The sequence below is a fragment of the Streptococcus sp. HMSC076C08 genome (genome assembly GCF_001810825.1).
Lineage (GTDB): Bacteria > Bacillota > Bacilli > Lactobacillales > Streptococcaceae > Streptococcus.
In genome coordinates, this window is the sequence record NZ_KV802719.1 from 69,428 (window position 1) to 88,765 (window position 19,338).

Consider the following 19,338-nt stretch of genomic DNA (forward strand, 5'->3'; position numbering starts at 1 on the left):
CTTTCTCCTATTCCTTTCATCCGCATACACGAGTAAGCGGTATCATTTCTCCTTTGAAAAAGGAGAGAACCAAGAGGTCCTCTCCGGCTGTTTGTTCCTTTTTGATTCGAGTTGCTTTGAACTGCTGAAATCAAATCTCATTACTCTTCTTTACGTTTTGTCGCAAGGACCGCAGCAGATAAAGCGATACTCACACTTGCTAAGAAGAGGGCTACTTCTGAGCTGTGCTCCCCTGTAGCAGGTAATTTTTCTTCATCTTTAGCTTCCAGAGTTTTGGCATCAGCTACTGGGCTTAGAGTGAGCGGGTACTCAGATTTTTCAACTGTTGGAGCTGCTTGATCTCCAGCAGTAGCCAATACACCTGTGTAGGCTGGCTTTTCATTCACCAAGGCCTCAACTGCATTGACTCCACCTCTATACTCTGGAACTTCATTTGCAGCCGCTAGGACCGCATTGGCTCCACCTTTGTATTCTGGTAATTCGTGAACCAAGGCTTCAACCGCATTAGCGCCGCCTTTGAACTCAGGTAGGTCATGAACAGCCGCTTCTTCTCCAGCTGTTCCGTAAGGACCTGTATATTCAGGTACATCAAGAACTGGTGGTTGCTCTTCACCCTTGCTACTTGTTGGAGCATCTGGTTTCGTAGCAGAATCTTTTAATTGATTGAGATAGTCTGCGAAGTAGGCCACCATTCTTTCCGTCAAGAGATGGTTATCCGTCGCATATTTCATGCTTGCCTGAACGCTAGCTACTTCCTCTTGATTGTCTTTGTCTGTTAATTTCTGCGCCTTAGCTAAAGCTGCTTCATAGCCAGACATGTCAAGAGGTGTTTCTGCTACTTGCGGACGAGTAAAGATAAGTTCCGCTGCAGATTGGTATTTATCGCCACCATCTCCGTAAGTCTTGGTACCAGTAAGGACAATTTTCTTAGCCTTGATTGTCTTGCCAAAGTCAATGTCTTTTGGTTTGTTGTTATTTGGCCAATCAGTTACGGTAAAGGTATGTTCCTTGCCAGACTCATCTGTGACAACCAGTTTGACATCTCGCAAGTTTCCATTTGAATCAGAGGCACGTGGAACATAGCGAAGTCCTGTGATTTCAGTAGGTTCTTTCAATACCATAGTTGCAGGCTTACCTACATCTCCACCATTCCAAGATGTATGCCATAGGCTAGATACATTGCCATCAAAGGCATTCTCTAGACCTTCGCCTGGTTGAGCTGGCGCGTCCAAACTTTCAAAGTCTTCTGCTACCAAGGCTGTCTTCTTCTGAACCAAAGCATTCTTCAAAGCTTCAATCTTGGCAATCTCTGCACGCGCTTCTTCTACACTAATGTCATCATCTGCTTGGCTGAGGTTAAATACCGCCTCTTTCAAAGCATCCATAGACTCTTTCGTGTAGTTGGTCATGGCTACAGTTGGCAAGTAGTTTTTCAGAGCATTTTCTGTCAACATCTTACCTGTTAGGGTAATTTCCTCGATGTGGAGATTATCCATCATGAAATCATTGTAACCACGGAAGTTAGCATTCCCACCAGAATCACCACGAGTATTGCTTGCATTTCCAGTTGAGTAGATACCTACCCAAGTATCGCCTGTTTCTGCACCTGTCACGAGGAAGGTTGCCTTCTTGGCTTTCTTAGAATCCGTCCAAGTATTTGGCAATTCATGCATTTCCAAGTTGCTTGCTTGACTACCACGACGACCTGACTGGAATTCTCCCTTACCGACTACAAAGGCATAGGTATTGTCTGATCCTGCTTCGTATTCAAAGGTTACGCGATAAGTCTTACCTGCTTCAAAACGGAAGTTTTGTGGGATGGTTTGGTAAACCAAGTTACGACGGCTCACTAGTCCATTTGTCTTGAGTGACCAATTTCCATCGATAACATCATCAACTTTCTTACCGTTCCAACCACGTTGTGTATATGGATCATGCTTTTCAGACAAGTGAGTCCGGTTGTCTTCAACTCCTTCGACACCACCCACTACAAATGGGAAGATTCCTTGAGCTACATTTTCAAAGTCTTGTTTGAAGGTGCCTTGACCTGTATCGTGCTTGTCTCCATACATGCTTGAATTATTTTCAAAGGTACGAATTTCATCAAAGTAAGTTGCTTCATCACCAGCTTCACGACTCAAAGTAAGAGTGACATTTGATACGTCAGATCCTGTTGTAAAGAAGGCGTACATATTTTGGAAGTAACTTGTATTGTCAACTGTAGCATTGTCACGACGATTGTTATGAGCATAAGCTTTGATATAGTTAAGAGCGAGTGACTTATTGGTGTAAGTAGTCACTTCTTTCTCGCCAGTATTCACTGTGATACTTGCCTTAGCATTACTACGGTTATCAACACCGACATAAACAGCATACTTGGTATTTGGTTTCAAGCCAGTCAGTTTCTGAGTAAGACTGACCTTGCTCTTATTACCTTGGATACGAAGCATTTCATTTGCACCCTGTGATTTGACAATTTCTGCCTTGGAAGCATCACCTGAAATGGTCCAGTGTTTCAAGGTTCCACTGTTAAATCCTTGGTCATAGATGTGCATGCCTTCGCTCCATGACATTTCAGGATTGGTTTGTTTTGAACGGTAGAGAACGTATGGTTGATTTGCTAGAAGGTCTAGGGTAATCTTGCCATCTTTTACAGTGAGTTCTTGCTCTTCTGTCTTACCTTGGTCAGTTAGCTTGTAAAGGTAAACCTTGCTATTTGCCCAATCGCTTGGAAGTGTCCAAGTTGTTGCACCGGCCTGCGTATTGAAGTAGTACATTTTTTCCTTATCAGTAGGAAGTTTCTTACCATTTGCATCCCAGTTCCAAGGAGTCAAGTAAGCTGAACCATCTTGAATGACACGTCCGTTTAGCGTTACTGTACGTTCGCGGTATTGCGGACTATTGACATCATTTGACTTACGAGTCACAACTACTTTATTGTTATCCGCATCTACCAATTCCACTCGCATTTCTGGAGTCCATTTATAGGTGCTACCGTTATCAGTCATGGTAACTGGTGTACCATTTTCCCATTTACTTACAGTGAAGTGTTGGAAGTACTTGGTCATGACATCATGGGTAAAGAGGTTAGTCACGTAGCCATTGTAGTCGCTTCGTCCTTGCCAGCCTTCAAAGTCTTTCATGCTGTAGCCACCTAGAAGTGGGTAGTTGGCTGCACCACCGTAACTTCTGTAGTCCCCAACCCAAGAATCTTTTTGGTGGTTGCGGATAAAGCGGGTGATAGCACTGTTGATACCTTTATTAGTGTAGCCACCATAGGTCAAGTCAGCTGCCCAGTGTTGGAAGGTAGAGTCGTATTCACCACCATGGCCCCACTCAATCGCAAAACGCCAGCCTTGTTTGTTAATTTCTTTAGCAAGAACGTGGGTAGCCCAGGCACCGTTATCACCTGATTGACCATTGCCCCATACGTCCACATAGATAAAGTCGAGACCTTCACCAAGTTTTTTCTTCAAGTCTTCCCAACGAGCCAAACGTCCATGCGCCAAGTCATAAGCAGCATCAATGTTGATACCTTGGTCTAGCCAGTTCCAACCATAGCTGTAGCTTCCATCTGGATTCTTACGAAGAATATTTTCGTTAAAGTATTTAGACTCAGGATAGGTCTCAGAAGCGTTCACGTGAATACCTAGATGAGCTCCATATTTCTTCGCTTTTTCAATCAAGGTCTTGAAGTCTTCGACACCACCAATACGTTTACCAATATCAGCATAATTCAAGTGACCAGAGTCGTGACCTTCACTACCATATCCTTTAAGGAGAACACCTTGCCCAAGACCATCTGTGTGGAGATTGATTTTCTTGATACCATCCAAGGTCATAAGGAATGGGTTTTGTGCTTGAGAACCAAAGTTCATCGCGATACGGTAAGCAGTGATATCCTTAACTTTTTCCCAACCTTGAGGGTTGTTCATGATGCTACGATAAGCAATGGCACCATCCTGCCAGTCGACTTTCTTGTCCGCATTGGCATCTTCAGTGATAACAACCTTGGCACTTGGAAGTTCCTTAGTATACTCTGGGAAGACGATGCCCTTATAAGCTTTTTCCCATTGCCACTCAGAACTTTGGATTCCCACATAGTTTGTATTTCCAACAGTTTGTTTGAATGCTGTCAAACGAGTCCAGTCATTCGAACCACCACCGTAACTGTTTTGAGAGTTACTCCAAACACCTGCAGCAAGCTTATCTGTAGAAACAAAACCATACATGTAACCCTTAGCCAAGTTTTTCATTGGATTGGTTACATCGATATGATCATCTCCGCTGACATGGGTATTGTTTGACATAGTTGCTCCGTCAAACTTAGCCCCAGTTTGGTCGCTTGAAACTGACACAAGTGAGTTCCCCAAGAAATTGATAGAGGAGAGAAGTTTTCTTTCATCGTCAATCTTTTGACCTGGAGTAACTTGATTGTGGTTGACAATCTTGGTCACATCAAAATGCAACTGATTTTCTACAACTTGCAAGCGTACTGTCATATCTGCATTGATGAAATTCTTCTCGTCACGAAGCTTCATCAAGTACTCTGCAGTAGTATCATTGATCTTCTTATAGGTGACTTCAGGTGTAATTTCGCGATTGTTTACCAAGATTTTCTTAAGTTGTTGAACTTGTCCTGGCAAAGTATGCCCATTCAAGGTGTATTCTTTGACTCGAGGGAAGGCTTGGTCAATCACTGCCTTGAGAACCTTGGACTGGATCGTATCATAAGTCACCTTGCTATCATCAACAGCCGGACCTGTTTCTTTCTGGGCAGGAGTATCATCCGCTTTTACACCTTCTTGATTGTCTGTTTTAACGCTGACAACCGTACGGTCATTGCTATAAGTTCCTGCCTTGAGAAGGATCTTCTTCTCATTTTTAAGATTCTCATTGACCGCAGCTGGCAAAGTAACTGTATCAAAAAGTTTTACATCATTATTTGTTGCATTCAGCTGACCATCTGATTTTAAGCTAATAGTCAGATGATTCACTGATCCATTTACTGGAGCTGCAACACGACCGCCCTGATACCATGTGCTGTTACCTGGAGTTTTGTATTCCCAGAACCAGCCACCTTGGTCATATCCAACAAAAACATTGTTCTTGGTATCTTTAAATTTCAAGAAGACACCAAAGCGTGATTTGCCCTTTTCAGAATCATCTTTGAAGGTTAAATCAACCGTTGCATTTCCATTAGCATCAACTGTCAATCCTTGTTTTTCAAACAAGGCTGGTTTGCCATCATTGTCATTTTGGGCCGTTGAAGACAATTGATTGTAGCGAACACCCTTTTCTTCACGAATAGTGACTGTTCCTTGTTGCTCTTTATTCGCTACTGTTTGCCATTCAGGAGTTACTGTCTTAGGTGTTTCAGGTTTAGCAGCTGCAGGTTTATCCTCTTTTGGTTTTTCTTCAGCCGGTTTTTCTTTCTCTTCCAAGTCGGCTGGTTTCACACTTGAAATTCCCTGTATGTGGTCTTGGATCCATTTTAGTTGAGCTGGTGAGAAGAGAATGCCGCCGCTCCGTTTTCCAACTACACCATTTTGGTGCACACCGACCAGTTTTCCTTCTGTATCAAAGATACCGCCACCACTAGCGCCCGGTTTTCCTCCTTGGTAACCAATCCCTTGGACACCTTCTCCGTATGGTTCCGCAAAATCAACTGTAGTATTGACAATCGGATTCAATTTCCCTTCTGGATAACCAAAGACATGGAGTTTATCTCCAATTTTCTTAACTACTGGCTTTTTAGTTACTTCAACAGGCGTATTTTCTAGAACTGTACGTAATCTCACTAGGGCCAAATCATTTTTGAAGCCTTTCAGGTAGCCTTCACGATCCCAATGAATGATATCTTTCTTGCTAAACTTGACATCTGGCAATCCTGGATATGAGATGCTATAGATATCTCCATCCCCTTGGTCATTATCCACAACCTTACGGATATTGCCGTCTTGGCTATCCTTGATAAAGTTATGAGAAACCGTCAAGACAAGGTCTTTAGCAATGACAATACCGCTACCTTCTCCTGATGGCGTCTTAATCTTAACAGTCGCGCCGTAGTTTAATTCCCCATTGGTAGTCTTAGCCACATCTTCTGGGACGAGCTTCCCAGTATCTTGGGCCAATTGATCCTTGTCAACTTCACGCCCATTATCTTCAGCTTTCTCCAACTTATCTTCTAATTCTTTTGGCAAATTGCTTTGCTTTTCAGACTTTTCTTTTTCTTGAGCCAACAACTCTTCTTCTGTTTGAGGACCTTCAGTAGTCTCAGCTGAACCAGGATTCTGAGCGGCAGCTTCCTTGTCAAAATCGTGCCCCTCATCACTAGCCTTCTTATCCAAATCAGCTAGTTCACTCGGCAAATTATCTGTTGAACCAACTCTTGCTTGATCAGCCAATACTGGGCTAGCCGCGAAGAAAGTCGCTCCAATCATCACCGAAGCTACTCCAAGCGTAAACTTACGAATACTGAACTTACAGCGTTTTTCAAAAAATCGTTTATCCATGAACTCCTAAATCCTTTCATTTTACAGTAAGCGTTTACATTTCTTTTTTAAAAAATACTCCTTTCTCTGAAAGTGCTATGCTTAACTGTTATAAATAAAAAATAATTGTACTTTTAATATAACAAATAAAAAGGCAGAAAGCAATAGGAAATAGGTAAAATTCACTAAAATTTTCTCTTTTCTGAAAAATCCTATCTCTAATCATTCAGGGACTTATACCAAGATAAAAAAGGACTTAACCATCATGTCGATGGCTAAATCCTTTACTTTTTTAAAGTTATTTCACATGGTTTGCGAGATCTTCTTGGGCCTTTTTATTTGACTCTTCTTTTTCTTTCAACCATTTTTCTTGAGCTTTTTGGTATTCTTCTGTTGTCACTGCCTTATCTTGTACTTCTAGATATTTGTACAAAAGGGCTTCGCTCATACCCTTGTTACCAGAGTATGCAAATGGAAGTGTAAATGGCACCATCTTAGACAACATTGGACGACCAGTTTGAGAAGTTGTTGGGATGAGCAAGGCACTGTCTGTCAACCAAGCTTGGGCAGCAGCATATTTCTCATAACGTTTTGAAACATCAGAAGTTTCTTCACCAGCTTCCACAACCATTTTTTCGTAATCTTCTAAACCAACTTGCTTAGCCGCAGCGTTGTTTGTCCCAGAATCAAATCCTAGATATGTTTTCGTATTTTCTCCTACAGAAGGCTTGATAATATCAAGATAAGTAGATGGATCGATATAGTCTGGAGACCAACCCACGTTATCTGAGATATCCCAGTCTTCTCCAGCCGCAGTTTCAGCGAAGTAGGTAATGTTTTGAACATCATCTTTTTGGAGCTGTTGGATATCGATAACCACATTATCTGATCCTAGATTTTCTTCAACTGACTGTTTAAATGATTGAACACGTTGAACTTTTGTTGTATTAGTTTGGTCTACAGGCATATCCAAGTGGATTGGGAATTTCACACCTTCCGCTTGAAGGGTCGCCTTAGCTTTAGCGAATTCTGCTTTAGCTTTGTCAGGATTATAGAGTCCATCTTGGGCATCATCCAAGTTTACGTTGCTCCACTCGTCTCCATAGGTCACCAATTTTTCCTTAACTAATTCCCCAAAGTTTTTCCCATCTGCCTGTACAAATGTAGGGGGAACAAACAAATTACGAAGCAGTTTAGTGGCCCCGCTTGCACCATTTACTTGAGAAGCGTAGGCTGTTCTGTCAAAACCAAATGCAATAGCTTGACGGAAGTCCTTATTCAAAAGGGCCTTCTTGGTTGATGCTTTTTCCTCATCTGTTGTCTTAGAAGTGTACTTATAGGACTGACGATCGATATTTGTGCCTACTAAATAAGTAGTAGAATCTTGTTGGGTATAAACGATATTGTCTTTGAATGCTTTTTCAGTCTCTGAGTAACTAGCACTTGTTGGGAAGAGACGAGCCATTGTAAAGCTACCGTCTTTGAAAGCTTCAGTTGGCTTATTAGTATCTTGACCATCCCAGAAGGATAATTTCACTTTATCAAGATGAACATTGTCTTTGTCCCAATAGTTTGGATTCTTTTCGAACTCGACTGATGATTTGGCTACGATTGATTTGAGTAAGAATGGTCCATTATAGAGAATGCTACTTGGGTCCGTACCTTTAGCAAAGTCATCCCCTTTAGAGTTCAAAAATTCTTCATTAACAGGAGCCAGAACACCCATTGTTGTCTTAGAATTCCAGAAACTTTCTGGCTTGTTCAATGTGTATTGAACGGTATAATCATCAAGAGCTTTGATTCCTACTTGAGAAAAATCTGTAATTTCTCCTTTGACATAGGCATCCAATCCCTTGATAGATTCCTGAACCAGGTAAAGACCATCTGATTTCTTATCAGCAGCATACTTAAGACCAGTTACAAAGTCTTGAGCTTTAACTTCTGCATACTCCTCACCTTCAGATGTATACCATTTTGCATCCTTTCGGAGTGTATACGTATAAGTCAATCCATCCTTAGATACAGACCAATCCTCAGCCATAGATGGTACAAAGTTACCATAGCGGTCATTTTCAAGCAAGCCATCAATAACGTTACTAGTAATATTTGCTGTAGCTGCCTTACCAGTTGTCAAATAGTTTAGGTTATCAGGATCCGTTTCGTAAATGTATGAGAATGTTTTCTCACCTTTAGCATTTGAACTTGATCCAGAGCAGGCCGCAAGAGTCGCAGCTGCCAATAACGTCACACCCGCAAGGGCAAGTAGTTTTGAACTTTTCATTGTTTTCTCCTTTAAAACTTTCACCCCATTATAGTCCCTTTTCAGAAACATGTCAATAAAATTTTCAGAATTTTTGAATTACTTTGGTAAATTCTGAAAAATAAGTTTTCTATTATAAAATTATGATTCTCTAATACTATATTTTTATATCTTAAACCAGCAAAACAAGGGCCGAAAATCAGATTTTTTATCATTTTTTTGCTATGATTAGATAGAAGAAAAGTTAAGGAGAAGACAATGATATTAATTACAGGTACAAATGGTCAACTCGGTACCGAACTACGTTATTTACTAGATGAACGAAATGTGGACTATGTTGCAGTGGATGTGGCCGAAATGGATATCACTAATGCTGAGATGGTTGAGAAAGTCTTTGCCGAGGTTAATCCAACTCTGGTCTATCATTGTGCAGCCTACACTGCTGTTGATGCTGCAGAAGATGAGGGAAAAGAACTGGATTTTGCCATAAACGTAACTGGAACTGAAAATGTAGCCAAAGCCTCTGATAAATACGGAGCTACTCTCATTTATATTTCAACAGACTACGTCTTTGATGGAAAGAAACCCGTCGGACAAGAGTGGGAAGTCGATGACCTACCTGATCCGCAAACAGAGTACGGGCGTACCAAGCGAATGGGTGAGGAACTTGTTGAAAACCTTACGTCACAGCATTACATCATCCGCACTGCTTGGGTCTTTGGAAATTATGGAAAAAACTTTGTCTTTACCATGCAAAATCTAGCCAAAACCCATAAAACGCTCACAGTAGTCAACGACCAACACGGCCGTCCAACTTGGACACGTACCTTGGCTGAGTTTATGACCTACTTGACTGATAATCAAAAAGAGTTTGGCTACTACCACTTATCAAATGACGCAGCTGAAGACACCACTTGGTATGACTTTGCTGTCGAGATTCTTAAAGACAGTGATGTCGAAGTAGTACCAGTAGACTCCAGCAAGTTCCCTGCTAAGGCTAAACGTCCCCTCAACTCAACCATGAGTTTAGCCAAAGCGAAGGCGACAGGTTTCGTCATTCCAACCTGGCAAGATGCCCTTAAAGAGTTTTATAAACAAGAAGTAAGAAAATAAAAGATTACGACATACATAAAAAGCAAGATACCATGAGGTCTCTTGCTTTTTAGTATCTGATTAGTTAATCACTTGTTGTGTTTTAGCATAGTTAGCCTCTACCGCTTCTTTTTCAGATTTCCACCAATCTTGGTTGTCTGTATACCATTTGATGGTCTCTTTGAGGCCTGCTTCAAAATTGGTAAACTCTGGCTTCCACCCTAGTTCATCACGGAGCTTGCTGGCATCAATGGCATAGCGAAGGTCGTGGCCGGCACGATCTGTCACATGGTCATAAGCATCAGCTGGCTGTCCCATTTCCTTGAGAATCAGCTCCAGAACTTCCTTGTTGTTCTTCTCGCCATCAGCACCAATCAAGTAAGTTTCGCCGATTTGACCCTTGGTCAAAATCGTCCAAACGCCTGATGAATGGTCATTGGTATGAATCCAGTCACGGACATTCTTGCCTTCACCATAGAGTTTTGGCTTGATACCGCTCAAGATATTGGTGATCTGGCGCGGAATGAACTTCTCGATGTGCTGGTAAGGACCATAGTTGTTTGAACAGTTCGAAATAGTCGCTTTGACACCAAATGAGCGCACCCAAGCTTTGACAATCAAGTCTGAAGCTGCCTTGGTTGATGAGTAAGGTGAGCTTGGATTGTACTTGGTTTCAGCCGTAAATTTCTCACCTGGACCTTCTCCATGACCTGGCAAATCTTCACGTAAAGGGAGATCTCCATAGACTTCATCAGTCGACACATGGTGGAAACGAATGTCGTATTTACGTGCTGCTTCCAAAAGTGTGTAAGTTCCGATGAAGTTGGTGTGGATAAAGGGACTCGGGTCATTGAGCGAGTTGTCATTGTGGCTTTCTGCCGCATAGTGAACGATAGCATCCGCTTCAGCTGCCAGCTTATCTACCAAGGCTGCATCAGCAATATCTCCAACAACCAACTCAACACGATCGCCTAGAATTTCTTCAATATTAGCACGATTACCCGCATAAGTCAGCTTATCCAGTACTGTCACATGAACATCTGGAAAGTTTTTGTAAACATAATGAACAAAGTTAGAACCGATAAAACCAGCCCCACCTGTCACGATGATATTTTTGTATTCAGTCATTTTTATTCCTTAACTTTTTTACAAATCTTCTTTTCTTAGTGGTTTGACATCCTTAAGTAGGGGATGATTTTTATCAGCTTCTGAGACTTCTGCTGCTTCTAGGTTTTCCCACTCAATGCCCAAAGCTGGGTCTGCATAGTTGACAAAAGCATATTTAGGCTTGAGTTCAAGTGCCCAATAGTCATTGACCAGATAGCTATAAGAAACTGTATCCGAGAGGACTTGGAAACCATTGGCTACGCCGCGAGGGACAAAGATTCCCTTACTTGCATCAATCTCGGTCTGATAAACATTTCCAAAAGTCTCACCTTCACGTAGGTCAACCCAAGAACCCAGAACCTTGCCACCATCTGCTACTGAGATGTACTTATCCCAAGGTTCAGCATGGAGTCCTCGAAGAACATTTTTGCGAGAAAAGCTGACGTTATTTTGCAGTTTTCCTTCAGCAAAGAAGCTTTCAGGAAAACCAAGCGGTAGCATCTTTTCTTTCTGGAAATTTTCCTTAAACCAGCCACGATTGTCACCATGAACTGGAATGTCGAACTCTAACAAACCTGGAATGGCATCAATCTTGTGCACTGCAAGTGTTTTGTCGAAAAAATTATCAGTCATCTAGATTTCTCCAATCAAACGGAGCAAGTATTGCCCGTATTCATTCTTCTTGAGAGGTTGCGCCAACTTCATCACATCTTCGCGGCTGATATAACCCATTCGGTAGGCAATTTCTTCTAGGTTGGCAACCTGAACATTTTGCATTCGTTGAACCGTTTCGATATATTGGGATGCTTCTAACAGACTCTCATGTGTCCCAGTATCCAACCAGGCAAAACCACGGCCCATCACCTCAACAGAAAGATCTCCACGTTTCAAATAAGCATTGTTGACATCTGTGATTTCCAACTCGCCACGAGCACTCGGTTTGATCTGTTTGGCAATCTCCACAACGTCATTGTCATAGAAATAAAGACCTGTCACTGCATAGTTAGAGCGAGGATTCTCCGGTTTTTCTTCTATGGAAATAGCATTCATGTCTGTATCAAACTCGACCACACCAAAACGCTCTGGATCCTTCACTTGGTAGCCAAAAACAGTCGCACCCTTCTCTTTCTTAGCTGCCTTTTGAAGCATTCTGCTCAAACCAGGTCCATGATAGATATTATCCCCCAAGATCAAAGCAACACTATCGTCGCCGATAAATTCTTCACCGATAAGAAAAGCCTGAGCAAGTCCGTCGGGACTAGGCTGTTCCGCATAGGAAAGCTTGATCCCAAATTCGGAACCATCCAAGAGCAGGTCCTTAAAACGGGGCAAATCCTGTGGTGTTGAGATGATCAAAATTTCCTTAATCCCTGCCAACATCAAGGTTGACAAAGGATAGTAAATCATGGGTTTATCATAAACCGGCATCAGCTGTTTTGACGCAGCTCGAGTAAGTGGGTACAGTCGGGTACCTGAACCACCCGCAAGAATAATACCTTTCATAATAGGTTTCCTTTCTGGCTAATTACCTATCCTATATTATATTTCATCTTGTCCCAAATTCCCTAAGGAATTTACTTCAATTTGGATAAGGCAGCTTTTAAATAGGCTCCGTCTCGAAGAGCAGCTCCAACTTTCCTAGCTTGTTCTGAAAGTTCCTTGTAGTCTTGAAGTGTCAAATCATCTAGTACTATTTGGAGGTCGTGTAGAGAATCAACTGCTAGACCACACTGTTTATCCAGAACAAAATGCGCAAGGGCAGACTCTTTCCAAACCACTAGAGGAAAGCCCGAAGCCAAATAAAGAGAGGCCTTGTGCGAGTTGTTAAAGCGTAGATAGTTTCCGTAAGAACCTTGGCAGGTTTCTGAGCTGTCTCCGTCCCAGACCAAACCAAAACTACCTTCAAGAGCAGCTGGGAGGTCATCTGGCATAAAGGAACCAAAGTAGCTAGTGTTTTTCAATGCACGACTTTCATCATAGCCCACTCCATACAAGTTATAGGCTGGCTGTTCTGGCAAATTATAAAGATAGCCTGATTTAGTCAAATTCAAATTCCCAGCAACTATGATAGGTTGATCTTTTTGAGGAAGAGTTTTTTCTTGGAAGTCTGGAATCAAATAATCAAAAATCTCTAGACTTACCATTTTATCAGACGGAAATCCTTGACCGGCTAAAACATTTTTCATGATATCATTATGAACGATAATCCCATCCACTGACGTTAGAGCTTTCTTCTCTTGGAAGTAATTTCTCACTTTATGACGAAATTTCACTTCTGAACCTGCTGCATGACGCAAGGTTTCAATATCATGAATCAAAAGATAGAATTTAACTCCTCTTTTTTGCGCCTGCTTGATGAGTTGTGAGATGAAAAATGTATGGTGGATAATAGGGAACTGAATCACCAATTCATCTCCAGCTTCCAACTGATCAAACACAGACTTGGTCGCACGATATTTGTGTTGTTGAGCTTTAAAGAAATTCATCTTATACCAATTCTCAACCTTGAGCTCCAACCCCTCATAACCCTCTGAGATTAGAATAATTTCCACGTCATTTCGTGCCTTACTCCCTGCATTCTTTTCGTGTGCATTATGCAGAAATGAATCCTTCAGATAATATTTCACCTTTTCTCCCCTTTATCCGTGATGTTCTTAGATACTCCCTAGTTCTTCTTCTACCACATCCAATGCACGTTCAACAGTCACGTGCATATCATAGTATTTATAATCTGCCAAGCGCCCACAGAAAATAACGCGCCCATTTTTCTCAGCTTCTGCTAGATACTGCTCATAAATTGCATTGTTTTTGGCATCATTGATTGGATAGTAAGGTTCATCTCCTCTTTTCCAATCTGCTGGATATTCTCGAGTAATAACCGTCTTGTCCTGAGTCCCAAACTCAAAATGTTTGTGTTCGATGATACGTGTATAGGGAATATCACGCTCAGTATAGTTGACTACGGCATTTCCTTGATAATTTTCTTGGTCCAAAATCTCATGCTCAAAACGGAGACTACGATACTCAAGTTCACCAAACTTATAGTCAAAGAACTGATCAATCATCCCTGTAAAGACAATCTTAGTTGCTGAAGCCTCCAAGTTCTCCCGATCAGCAAAGAAATCTGTATTAAGCTCTACTTCGATTCCTTCCAACAACTTTTCGATGATGACATTGTAACCACCAATTGGAATCCCTTGGTAACGGTCATTGAAATAATTGTTATCATAGGTCAATCGAACAGGTAAACGCTTGATGATAAAGGGTGGTAGTTCAGTAGCAGAACGCCCCCATTGCTTTTCGGTGTAGCCCTTGATTAGCTTTTCATAAACATCCGTACCAATCAACTTAATGGCTTGTTCCTCTAAATTTTTAGGCTCAACATCTTGCATGTGTGTCGTCTGCTCAGCAATCTTGTCCTTGACTTCTTGGGGTGTCTTTGTCCCCCACAAAGCATAGAAAGTGTTCATATTGAAAGGCAGATTGTAAAGATGTCCTTGATAGTTGGCAATAGGAGAATTGATATAATTGTTAAACTCCGCAAACTGATTGACATATTCCCATACCTTTTTATTAGATGTATGGAAGATATGAGCCCCATACTTGTGGACATTGATTCCTTCAACAGATTGGCAATAGATATTCCCACCAATATGTTCTCGTTTATCAATCACCTTCACCTTCTTGCCACGTTTGTTAGCTTCGTAGGCAAAGATTGCACCTGACAAGCCAGCACCGACAATCAAATAATCGTACATAAAATCTCCTTATTTCTTTAAAACACTTTTTAGTTCTTGAAAATCCAAGACACGTAAGACCAAAACCAAGCCACCGTAGACTAGGAAGCCAAGCAGAGAATAGATCAAGACATTCACAACAGACGAGAAGTGCATGAAAGCTTGTACAGAATACAAGGCGCCGTACATCAGGAGTGCTGCTAGAAGTATTTTCAGCATAGATGGAAAGATCTTGACCTCTTTTAGATACGAACGTGTAAAGTAGAGTTGGATCAGCCAGACCAAACCTTCAGTCGCAACAGATACAATTGAAGCTCCAATATAGCCCAGAGGCGGGATCAAGAGGAGATTCAAGCCCACACTAAAAACAGCTGGAATAGTTGTTGATAGCATAAATTCACGATTCTTATTGTGAGGAATCAAGATTTGAATTCCCATGATATTGGTCCAGCCAATAAAGAACATTCTAAAGACCATGATGGCAATCGCATAGCGAGCATCTTGGAAGTCTTGCCCCAGGAAAAAATTGACAAAATCTTTGTTAACAATTAAAATCCCCGCAATCATCGGGAAGATAACCAAGTTATACACTAAGAAAGACATTTCATGTAACTTGTTAACCGCCTTTTGATTACCTGATGAGAGGAGATTGGAAACCCGAGGCAACATGACACTACCTAGCGAAGTTACCAAGGTCAATAAAATATTCAATAATTTCAAGGCTTGATCATAGATCCCGACATCCTTGGTCGAAGACAAGGCACCTAACATAGTGCGATCTAGCGTGATGTAGAGCGAAATGGCAATCTGCGGTAGAAACAAGAGAATGACTGGTTTGATATGCTCTTTGGCATAGGCTATATCCAGATGCGGCTTGCGAATGTGCTCCCGAGCAGGAAGCCACATACTCAACTGCCCTAGTAGATCATAGGCAACCAAGAGGATGATATACAAGTACAAGTCGGATGGTTTCTTAACAAATAGGAATATCGAAACAACCCCTAAAAGTTTGACCATTGTGTTACGAGCTGTGATTTTTTTGAAATCTTCTAACCCTTGAAAAAGCCAAGAAATATCAAAACCACGAGACAGCAAACTAAAGCCAAGTATATAGGCAATTGGATTGTTCATCGACGGTACAAGCAAGCAGACAATGATATACAGAGTAACCGCTAAACAGGTTGAAAGGACTTGTAAACTGTAAATACCCCAGAAGGTCTTTTCAACTTCCTTACGATGGCTAGAAATTTCCTTGGTCCCATAATTCGCTACTCCCAGCGTCGCTAGTAGGATAAAATAAGTCACGATAGAGTTATAGTATCCGTAAGATCCCAAATCATCCGAAGAGAAAACTCGGGTGATATAGGGAGTTGTAATCACTGGTAGGACGATGACAAGTAACTGATAGGACAGATTGTACAAGTAATTTTTTAAAACTCTCACACGGCTTCCCCCATCTCAGATTTTTCTCCTTCAAATTCCATCGCTGGGATGGTAGCAAAAAGAAGGAACATAAAAATATTGTATGATGGACGAACCCAGAAGGCCTCAAACATACAATTGACTGTTACTAAGGCCAGGCAGGTTAACAATAAATAGTTCTTCCTACGATAGAGAGTCCAAGACTGAACCATGTATAGGCATACCAACATAACAACTGGAATCAAACCGTAAGTAAATAACATTTGTACATAAGACGAATCCACATAGTCATAGTTCAAAACCGTTTCTGTCTTTCCTCCATATCCAACAAAGGAAATTCCACGAATTCCAAATAACTGTACGCCATATTTCTTAAGCGCTTCATGTCCCAAATACAATCGCATTCCGAAAAAGTTATTCAGAGAAACATATATTGGATGAGACCAACTAAACTTGTTGGATAGATAAATCATGACCGAAGAAGCGATACCAGCCGAAAAAGGCAGTAGGGAAAATAAACGCCATTCAGTCTTGTTACGATAATAAAAGTATAGAAAAATTCCTGTTGCTGCTAAGATGGAGCCTGCATTTAAACGGGCATCACAATAATAAATAATAAAGGCCGCCAAGGCTACACCTGATAGGGTTCTCAGGAAGATAAACTTCTTTCTAAGGAGATAGGAAAGGGCAGTAAAGAGATAGAAACAATGAGAAGCAAAGTCGGTTGGATAGATAAAACCAAAAGAGTTACGTACAACCACTCCCACGGGGCGAGTTTGAACAAACTGTAAATTAGGAATAACATTGACTAACGATAGTAAAATAATAAACACTATAAAAGATAAACTCGTCCAAGTATAAATTTTAAGTATCGACTCTAAATCTGCTTTATAAAGAAAAACAATCAACAGCAAAAACATTAAACCATTTAAGTTTCCTGCCTTATAATAAACCATACTTCCAACTAAAATGAGGGTAGGTGCAAATATTAAAAAACTCAAAGAATAGCTACGAATATATAAAAAACGCACAGCTAGTAACATGATTGCAAAGAAAGGAACAAAATTAGGTATACTAGGTAATACAGGTGCTAACATTGAAGTGTTTATCATATCTATAGAAATTATCACAAATAAAACTGCTGTCACGAGCAATTTATCACGTTCTATCTTTAACATCTTCATTTTCCTTTTCTAATTTCTGAACTTTTTTCATTCAGTCGTTTATTTTTTCCACTTTTTAAAGTAATAATAGAGGCGTGGATACCTGCTAATCAAGACATAGAGAATCTTACGTTTCTTACTAACTCTAGCATTCTTCAAGACAAGAGGCAAATAGGGTCTCGTCTTCTCCTGAAGTCGCTTGAACTCTGCTGGATCTCCGTCACGAATCATCGTAAAGATAAGAAGACTTCCTGTAAAGAAGCGAGAAATAATGGCTGCTTGGAGTTCCGAATTCTCAGGATAGGTTGCATTCACAACCTCTTTTAAATGATCGATTGCTTCATAAAACTCATATTGTTTAGGCGTGAAGGCCGAGGCAGTAATGCTACCCGGTCTATGGTAATAATGGTAAATCGGAAGATGAAACAAGGCCACAGATTGGGCTTGGTTGAGATGCTCACTGATGACATAGAGGTCTTCGTAGATGCGCCCCTTGGGGAAGGGAGCTTTCTCCAGAAGTTCTTTCCGATAGAGTTTCCCGCAAGCAGAGACCGTCACAAGGTCTCCGTAGAGCATCTCAGTCAGAGCCTTCGCCTTATCATAGACTTTAACCTGGTCTAGATCAATCTGATCCAAGTGAAAATTCTGATAACGATGATAGTAGGCTGTCGGCTCTACTTTACCACTAACCATATCTGCTTGGGTCCGACCTTGTAGCTCTGCTAACAGTTCCAAGGCGTAAGGTTCTAAATAGTCGTCCGGATCTAGGAAGGTGATCCAGTCACCCTTGGCTTTCAAAACCCCATAGTTGCGAGCATCAGATAAACCACCGTTGACCTTGTGGTAGCTAGTCACCCAATCATACTGCTGGGCATACTGGTCACACAAGAGACCTGATCCATCACTCGATCCATCATCGACCAAGAGGACTTCCATATCCTTGTAAGTCTGATTTTCTAAACTCTCCATGGCATAATGAAGGTAGTCCTCCACATTGTAAACAGGCACAATTACCGAAATCATCTTTTCTTCCTCTTACTTAGTTTTACTGTTTAAATCTCAAATGAACTTTTATCTGGAAGCAGTTGGTCCATAGCCTTGACGAAGTCTGCCATCACCTGTTCCTCATCTTGAACGTTGTGTCCGTCATTGATACACATAATTTGGTATTTACCAGAATTCAGTAGCTTCCAAAAATCTGGTCCGGCATTATCCAAAGAAAAGAGTCCCCCTAACTTAGGATTTCCGATAGCGTATTGACCACTAGCGATCTGCCAATATTTAAAGAGCCAAACATTGGTATCAGAGGGACTTCTGAAGCGACTCGCTGAGGTTGTCTCCAAAACTGCTTTTTCCTTTTCCCATACCAAGTCCATTGTTGATTTTAGTAGAGGATAGGGCAGATGACTCTCCCAGAAACCACAGATAAACTTAGTAGTTCCATATAGTAGGGTTTTGATAATTTGTTTAATTCCATGCTTAAAGGAAAGAAATTGTCCATTCCTAAAAATTTCTTCCTTTGTAAAATGGCTAGTGATAATTCCCATATCATTCATTTGGAAATGACCAGTTCCATATCTCTCCGTTGTAATAGGAGCTAAAGCTGTAACATACTTTGGCAAACCATCTTCCGAGAAAAAGTCTATCGGCTCAACTGGAGCCGTCAAATACATATCATCATTAAAAAAGACAAAGTGCTCAGAGAGTCCAGGGATTCGATGGATATTGCTTTCAATAGGATTAGCAGAAAAAACTGGTAGATAGTCATTACAGATAATCTCTGTATGATCTACCAAGACCAATTTTTCACTGTTTAACTCTAACCAGCTTGGCTTTTGCTGGTCAGTCACAAGGTAGATCTTATTGACCCAAGGAGCAAATTTTTCCACACCTCTAAACCAGTACTTAAAAGTTCCCCATTCACGATAGGATTTCTCTGAGTTCATACCCTCTTTAAAAGTGTTTATTGAGCCATCGTATTGGGCTTTCTTTTCTCTCCAAACCAAATCATTCCCATCAACCCATGCGACAACAAAATCAATCTTTTCTACCATTCAGTCTCT

The 19,338-nt window shown here is 41.1% G+C and carries 12 protein-coding genes; 1 reads left to right on the plus strand and 11 read right to left on the minus strand.

What is annotated here, in order from left to right; all coding sequences use genetic code 11:
* Nucleotides 1–140: 140 nt before the first annotated feature.
* Nucleotides 141–6,515 carry a SpGH101 family endo-alpha-N-acetylgalactosaminidase gene (locus HMPREF2766_RS01265; protein ID WP_083303857.1) on the minus strand — a complete coding sequence of 2,125 codons (6,375 nt, stop codon included), beginning with the start codon at nt 6,513–6,515 and terminating at the stop codon, nt 141–143.
* 277 nt (nt 6,516–6,792) lie between these two features.
* On the minus strand, nt 6,793–8,775 hold the full coding sequence (locus tag HMPREF2766_RS01270) for a peptide ABC transporter substrate-binding protein (protein ID WP_070567267.1): 1,983 nt from the start codon (nt 8,773–8,775) through the stop codon (nt 6,793–6,795).
* Between the two features lie 237 nt (nt 8,776–9,012).
* On the opposite strand from HMPREF2766_RS01270, the gene rfbD reads away from it, so the two are divergent.
* Complete coding sequence (gene rfbD, locus HMPREF2766_RS01275) at nt 9,013–9,867, plus strand: dTDP-4-dehydrorhamnose reductase (RefSeq protein ID WP_070567269.1); 855 nt, start codon at nt 9,013–9,015, stop codon at nt 9,865–9,867.
* A gap of 60 nt (nt 9,868–9,927) precedes the next feature.
* Here rfbD and rfbB read toward each other — a convergent pair whose 3' ends face one another.
* The 9 genes from rfbB to wefC all read right to left on the minus strand — a co-directional run bounded on the left by rfbB (nt 9,928) and on the right by wefC (nt 19,329).
* Nucleotides 9,928–10,974: a dTDP-glucose 4,6-dehydratase gene (gene rfbB, locus HMPREF2766_RS01280; RefSeq protein WP_070567271.1), complete on the minus strand. Its 1,047-nt coding sequence runs from the start codon at nt 10,972–10,974 to the stop codon at nt 9,928–9,930.
* An 18-nt stretch (nt 10,975–10,992) separates the two neighbouring features.
* Nucleotides 10,993–11,586 carry a dTDP-4-dehydrorhamnose 3,5-epimerase family protein gene (locus HMPREF2766_RS01285; RefSeq protein WP_070567273.1) on the minus strand — a complete coding sequence of 198 codons (594 nt, stop codon included), beginning with the start codon at nt 11,584–11,586 and terminating at the stop codon, nt 10,993–10,995.
* Entirely contained in the window at nt 11,587–12,456 is an 870-nt protein-coding gene (rfbA, locus tag HMPREF2766_RS01290) for a glucose-1-phosphate thymidylyltransferase RfbA (protein WP_070567274.1), read from the minus strand.
* 71 nt (nt 12,457–12,527) lie between these two features.
* Complete coding sequence (locus HMPREF2766_RS01295; RefSeq protein ID WP_070567276.1) at nt 12,528–13,580, minus strand: glycosyltransferase; 1,053 nt, start codon at nt 13,578–13,580, stop codon at nt 12,528–12,530.
* A gap of 27 nt (nt 13,581–13,607) precedes the next feature.
* Nucleotides 13,608–14,711 carry a UDP-galactopyranose mutase gene (gene glf, locus HMPREF2766_RS01300; RefSeq protein ID WP_070567278.1) on the minus strand — a complete coding sequence of 368 codons (1,104 nt, stop codon included), beginning with the start codon at nt 14,709–14,711 and terminating at the stop codon, nt 13,608–13,610.
* Nucleotides 14,712–14,720: 9 nt separating this feature from the next.
* On the minus strand, nt 14,721–16,133 hold the full coding sequence (locus tag HMPREF2766_RS01305) for a flippase (protein ID WP_070567279.1): 1,413 nt from the start codon (nt 16,131–16,133) through the stop codon (nt 14,721–14,723).
* Nucleotides 16,130–17,290, minus strand: a complete 1,161-nt coding sequence (locus HMPREF2766_RS01310; protein ID WP_000912321.1) for a hypothetical protein — start codon at nt 17,288–17,290, stop codon at nt 16,130–16,132. Before HMPREF2766_RS01310 ends, HMPREF2766_RS01305 begins: the two co-directional genes overlap by 4 nt.
* Nucleotides 17,291–17,335: 45 nt before the next feature.
* Nucleotides 17,336–18,298 carry a glycosyltransferase family 2 protein gene (locus tag HMPREF2766_RS01315; protein WP_070567281.1) on the minus strand — a complete coding sequence of 321 codons (963 nt, stop codon included), beginning with the start codon at nt 18,296–18,298 and terminating at the stop codon, nt 17,336–17,338.
* Between the two features lie 29 nt (nt 18,299–18,327).
* Complete coding sequence (gene wefC / locus HMPREF2766_RS01320; protein WP_070567282.1) at nt 18,328–19,329, minus strand: receptor polysaccharide phosphotransferase WefC; 1,002 nt, start codon at nt 19,327–19,329, stop codon at nt 18,328–18,330.
* Nucleotides 19,330–19,338 lie beyond the last annotated feature (9 nt).

Coding starts and splice junctions, on each gene's coding strand:
- HMPREF2766_RS01265 (WP_083303857.1), bottom strand. CDS start 6,515: ATGGATAAACGATTTTTTGAAAAACGCTGTAAGTTCAGTATTCGTAAG.
- HMPREF2766_RS01270 (WP_070567267.1), bottom strand. CDS start 8,775: ATGAAAAGTTCAAAACTACTTGCCCTTGCGGGTGTGACGTTATTGGCA.
- rfbD (WP_070567269.1), top strand. CDS start 9,013: ATGATATTAATTACAGGTACAAATGGTCAACTCGGTACCGAACTACGT.
- rfbB (WP_070567271.1), bottom strand. CDS start 10,974: ATGACTGAATACAAAAATATCATCGTGACAGGTGGGGCTGGTTTTATC.
- HMPREF2766_RS01285 (WP_070567273.1), bottom strand. CDS start 11,586: ATGACTGATAATTTTTTCGACAAAACACTTGCAGTGCACAAGATTGAT.
- rfbA (WP_070567274.1), bottom strand. CDS start 12,456: ATGAAAGGTATTATTCTTGCGGGTGGTTCAGGTACCCGACTGTACCCA.
- glf (WP_070567278.1), bottom strand. CDS start 14,711: ATGTACGATTATTTGATTGTCGGTGCTGGCTTGTCAGGTGCAATCTTT.
- HMPREF2766_RS01310 (WP_000912321.1), bottom strand. CDS start 17,290: ATGTTAAAGATAGAACGTGATAAATTGCTCGTGACAGCAGTTTTATTT.
- HMPREF2766_RS01315 (WP_070567281.1), bottom strand. CDS start 18,298: ATGATTTCGGTAATTGTGCCTGTTTACAATGTGGAGGACTACCTTCAT.
- wefC (WP_070567282.1), bottom strand. CDS start 19,329: ATGGTAGAAAAGATTGATTTTGTTGTCGCATGGGTTGATGGGAATGAT.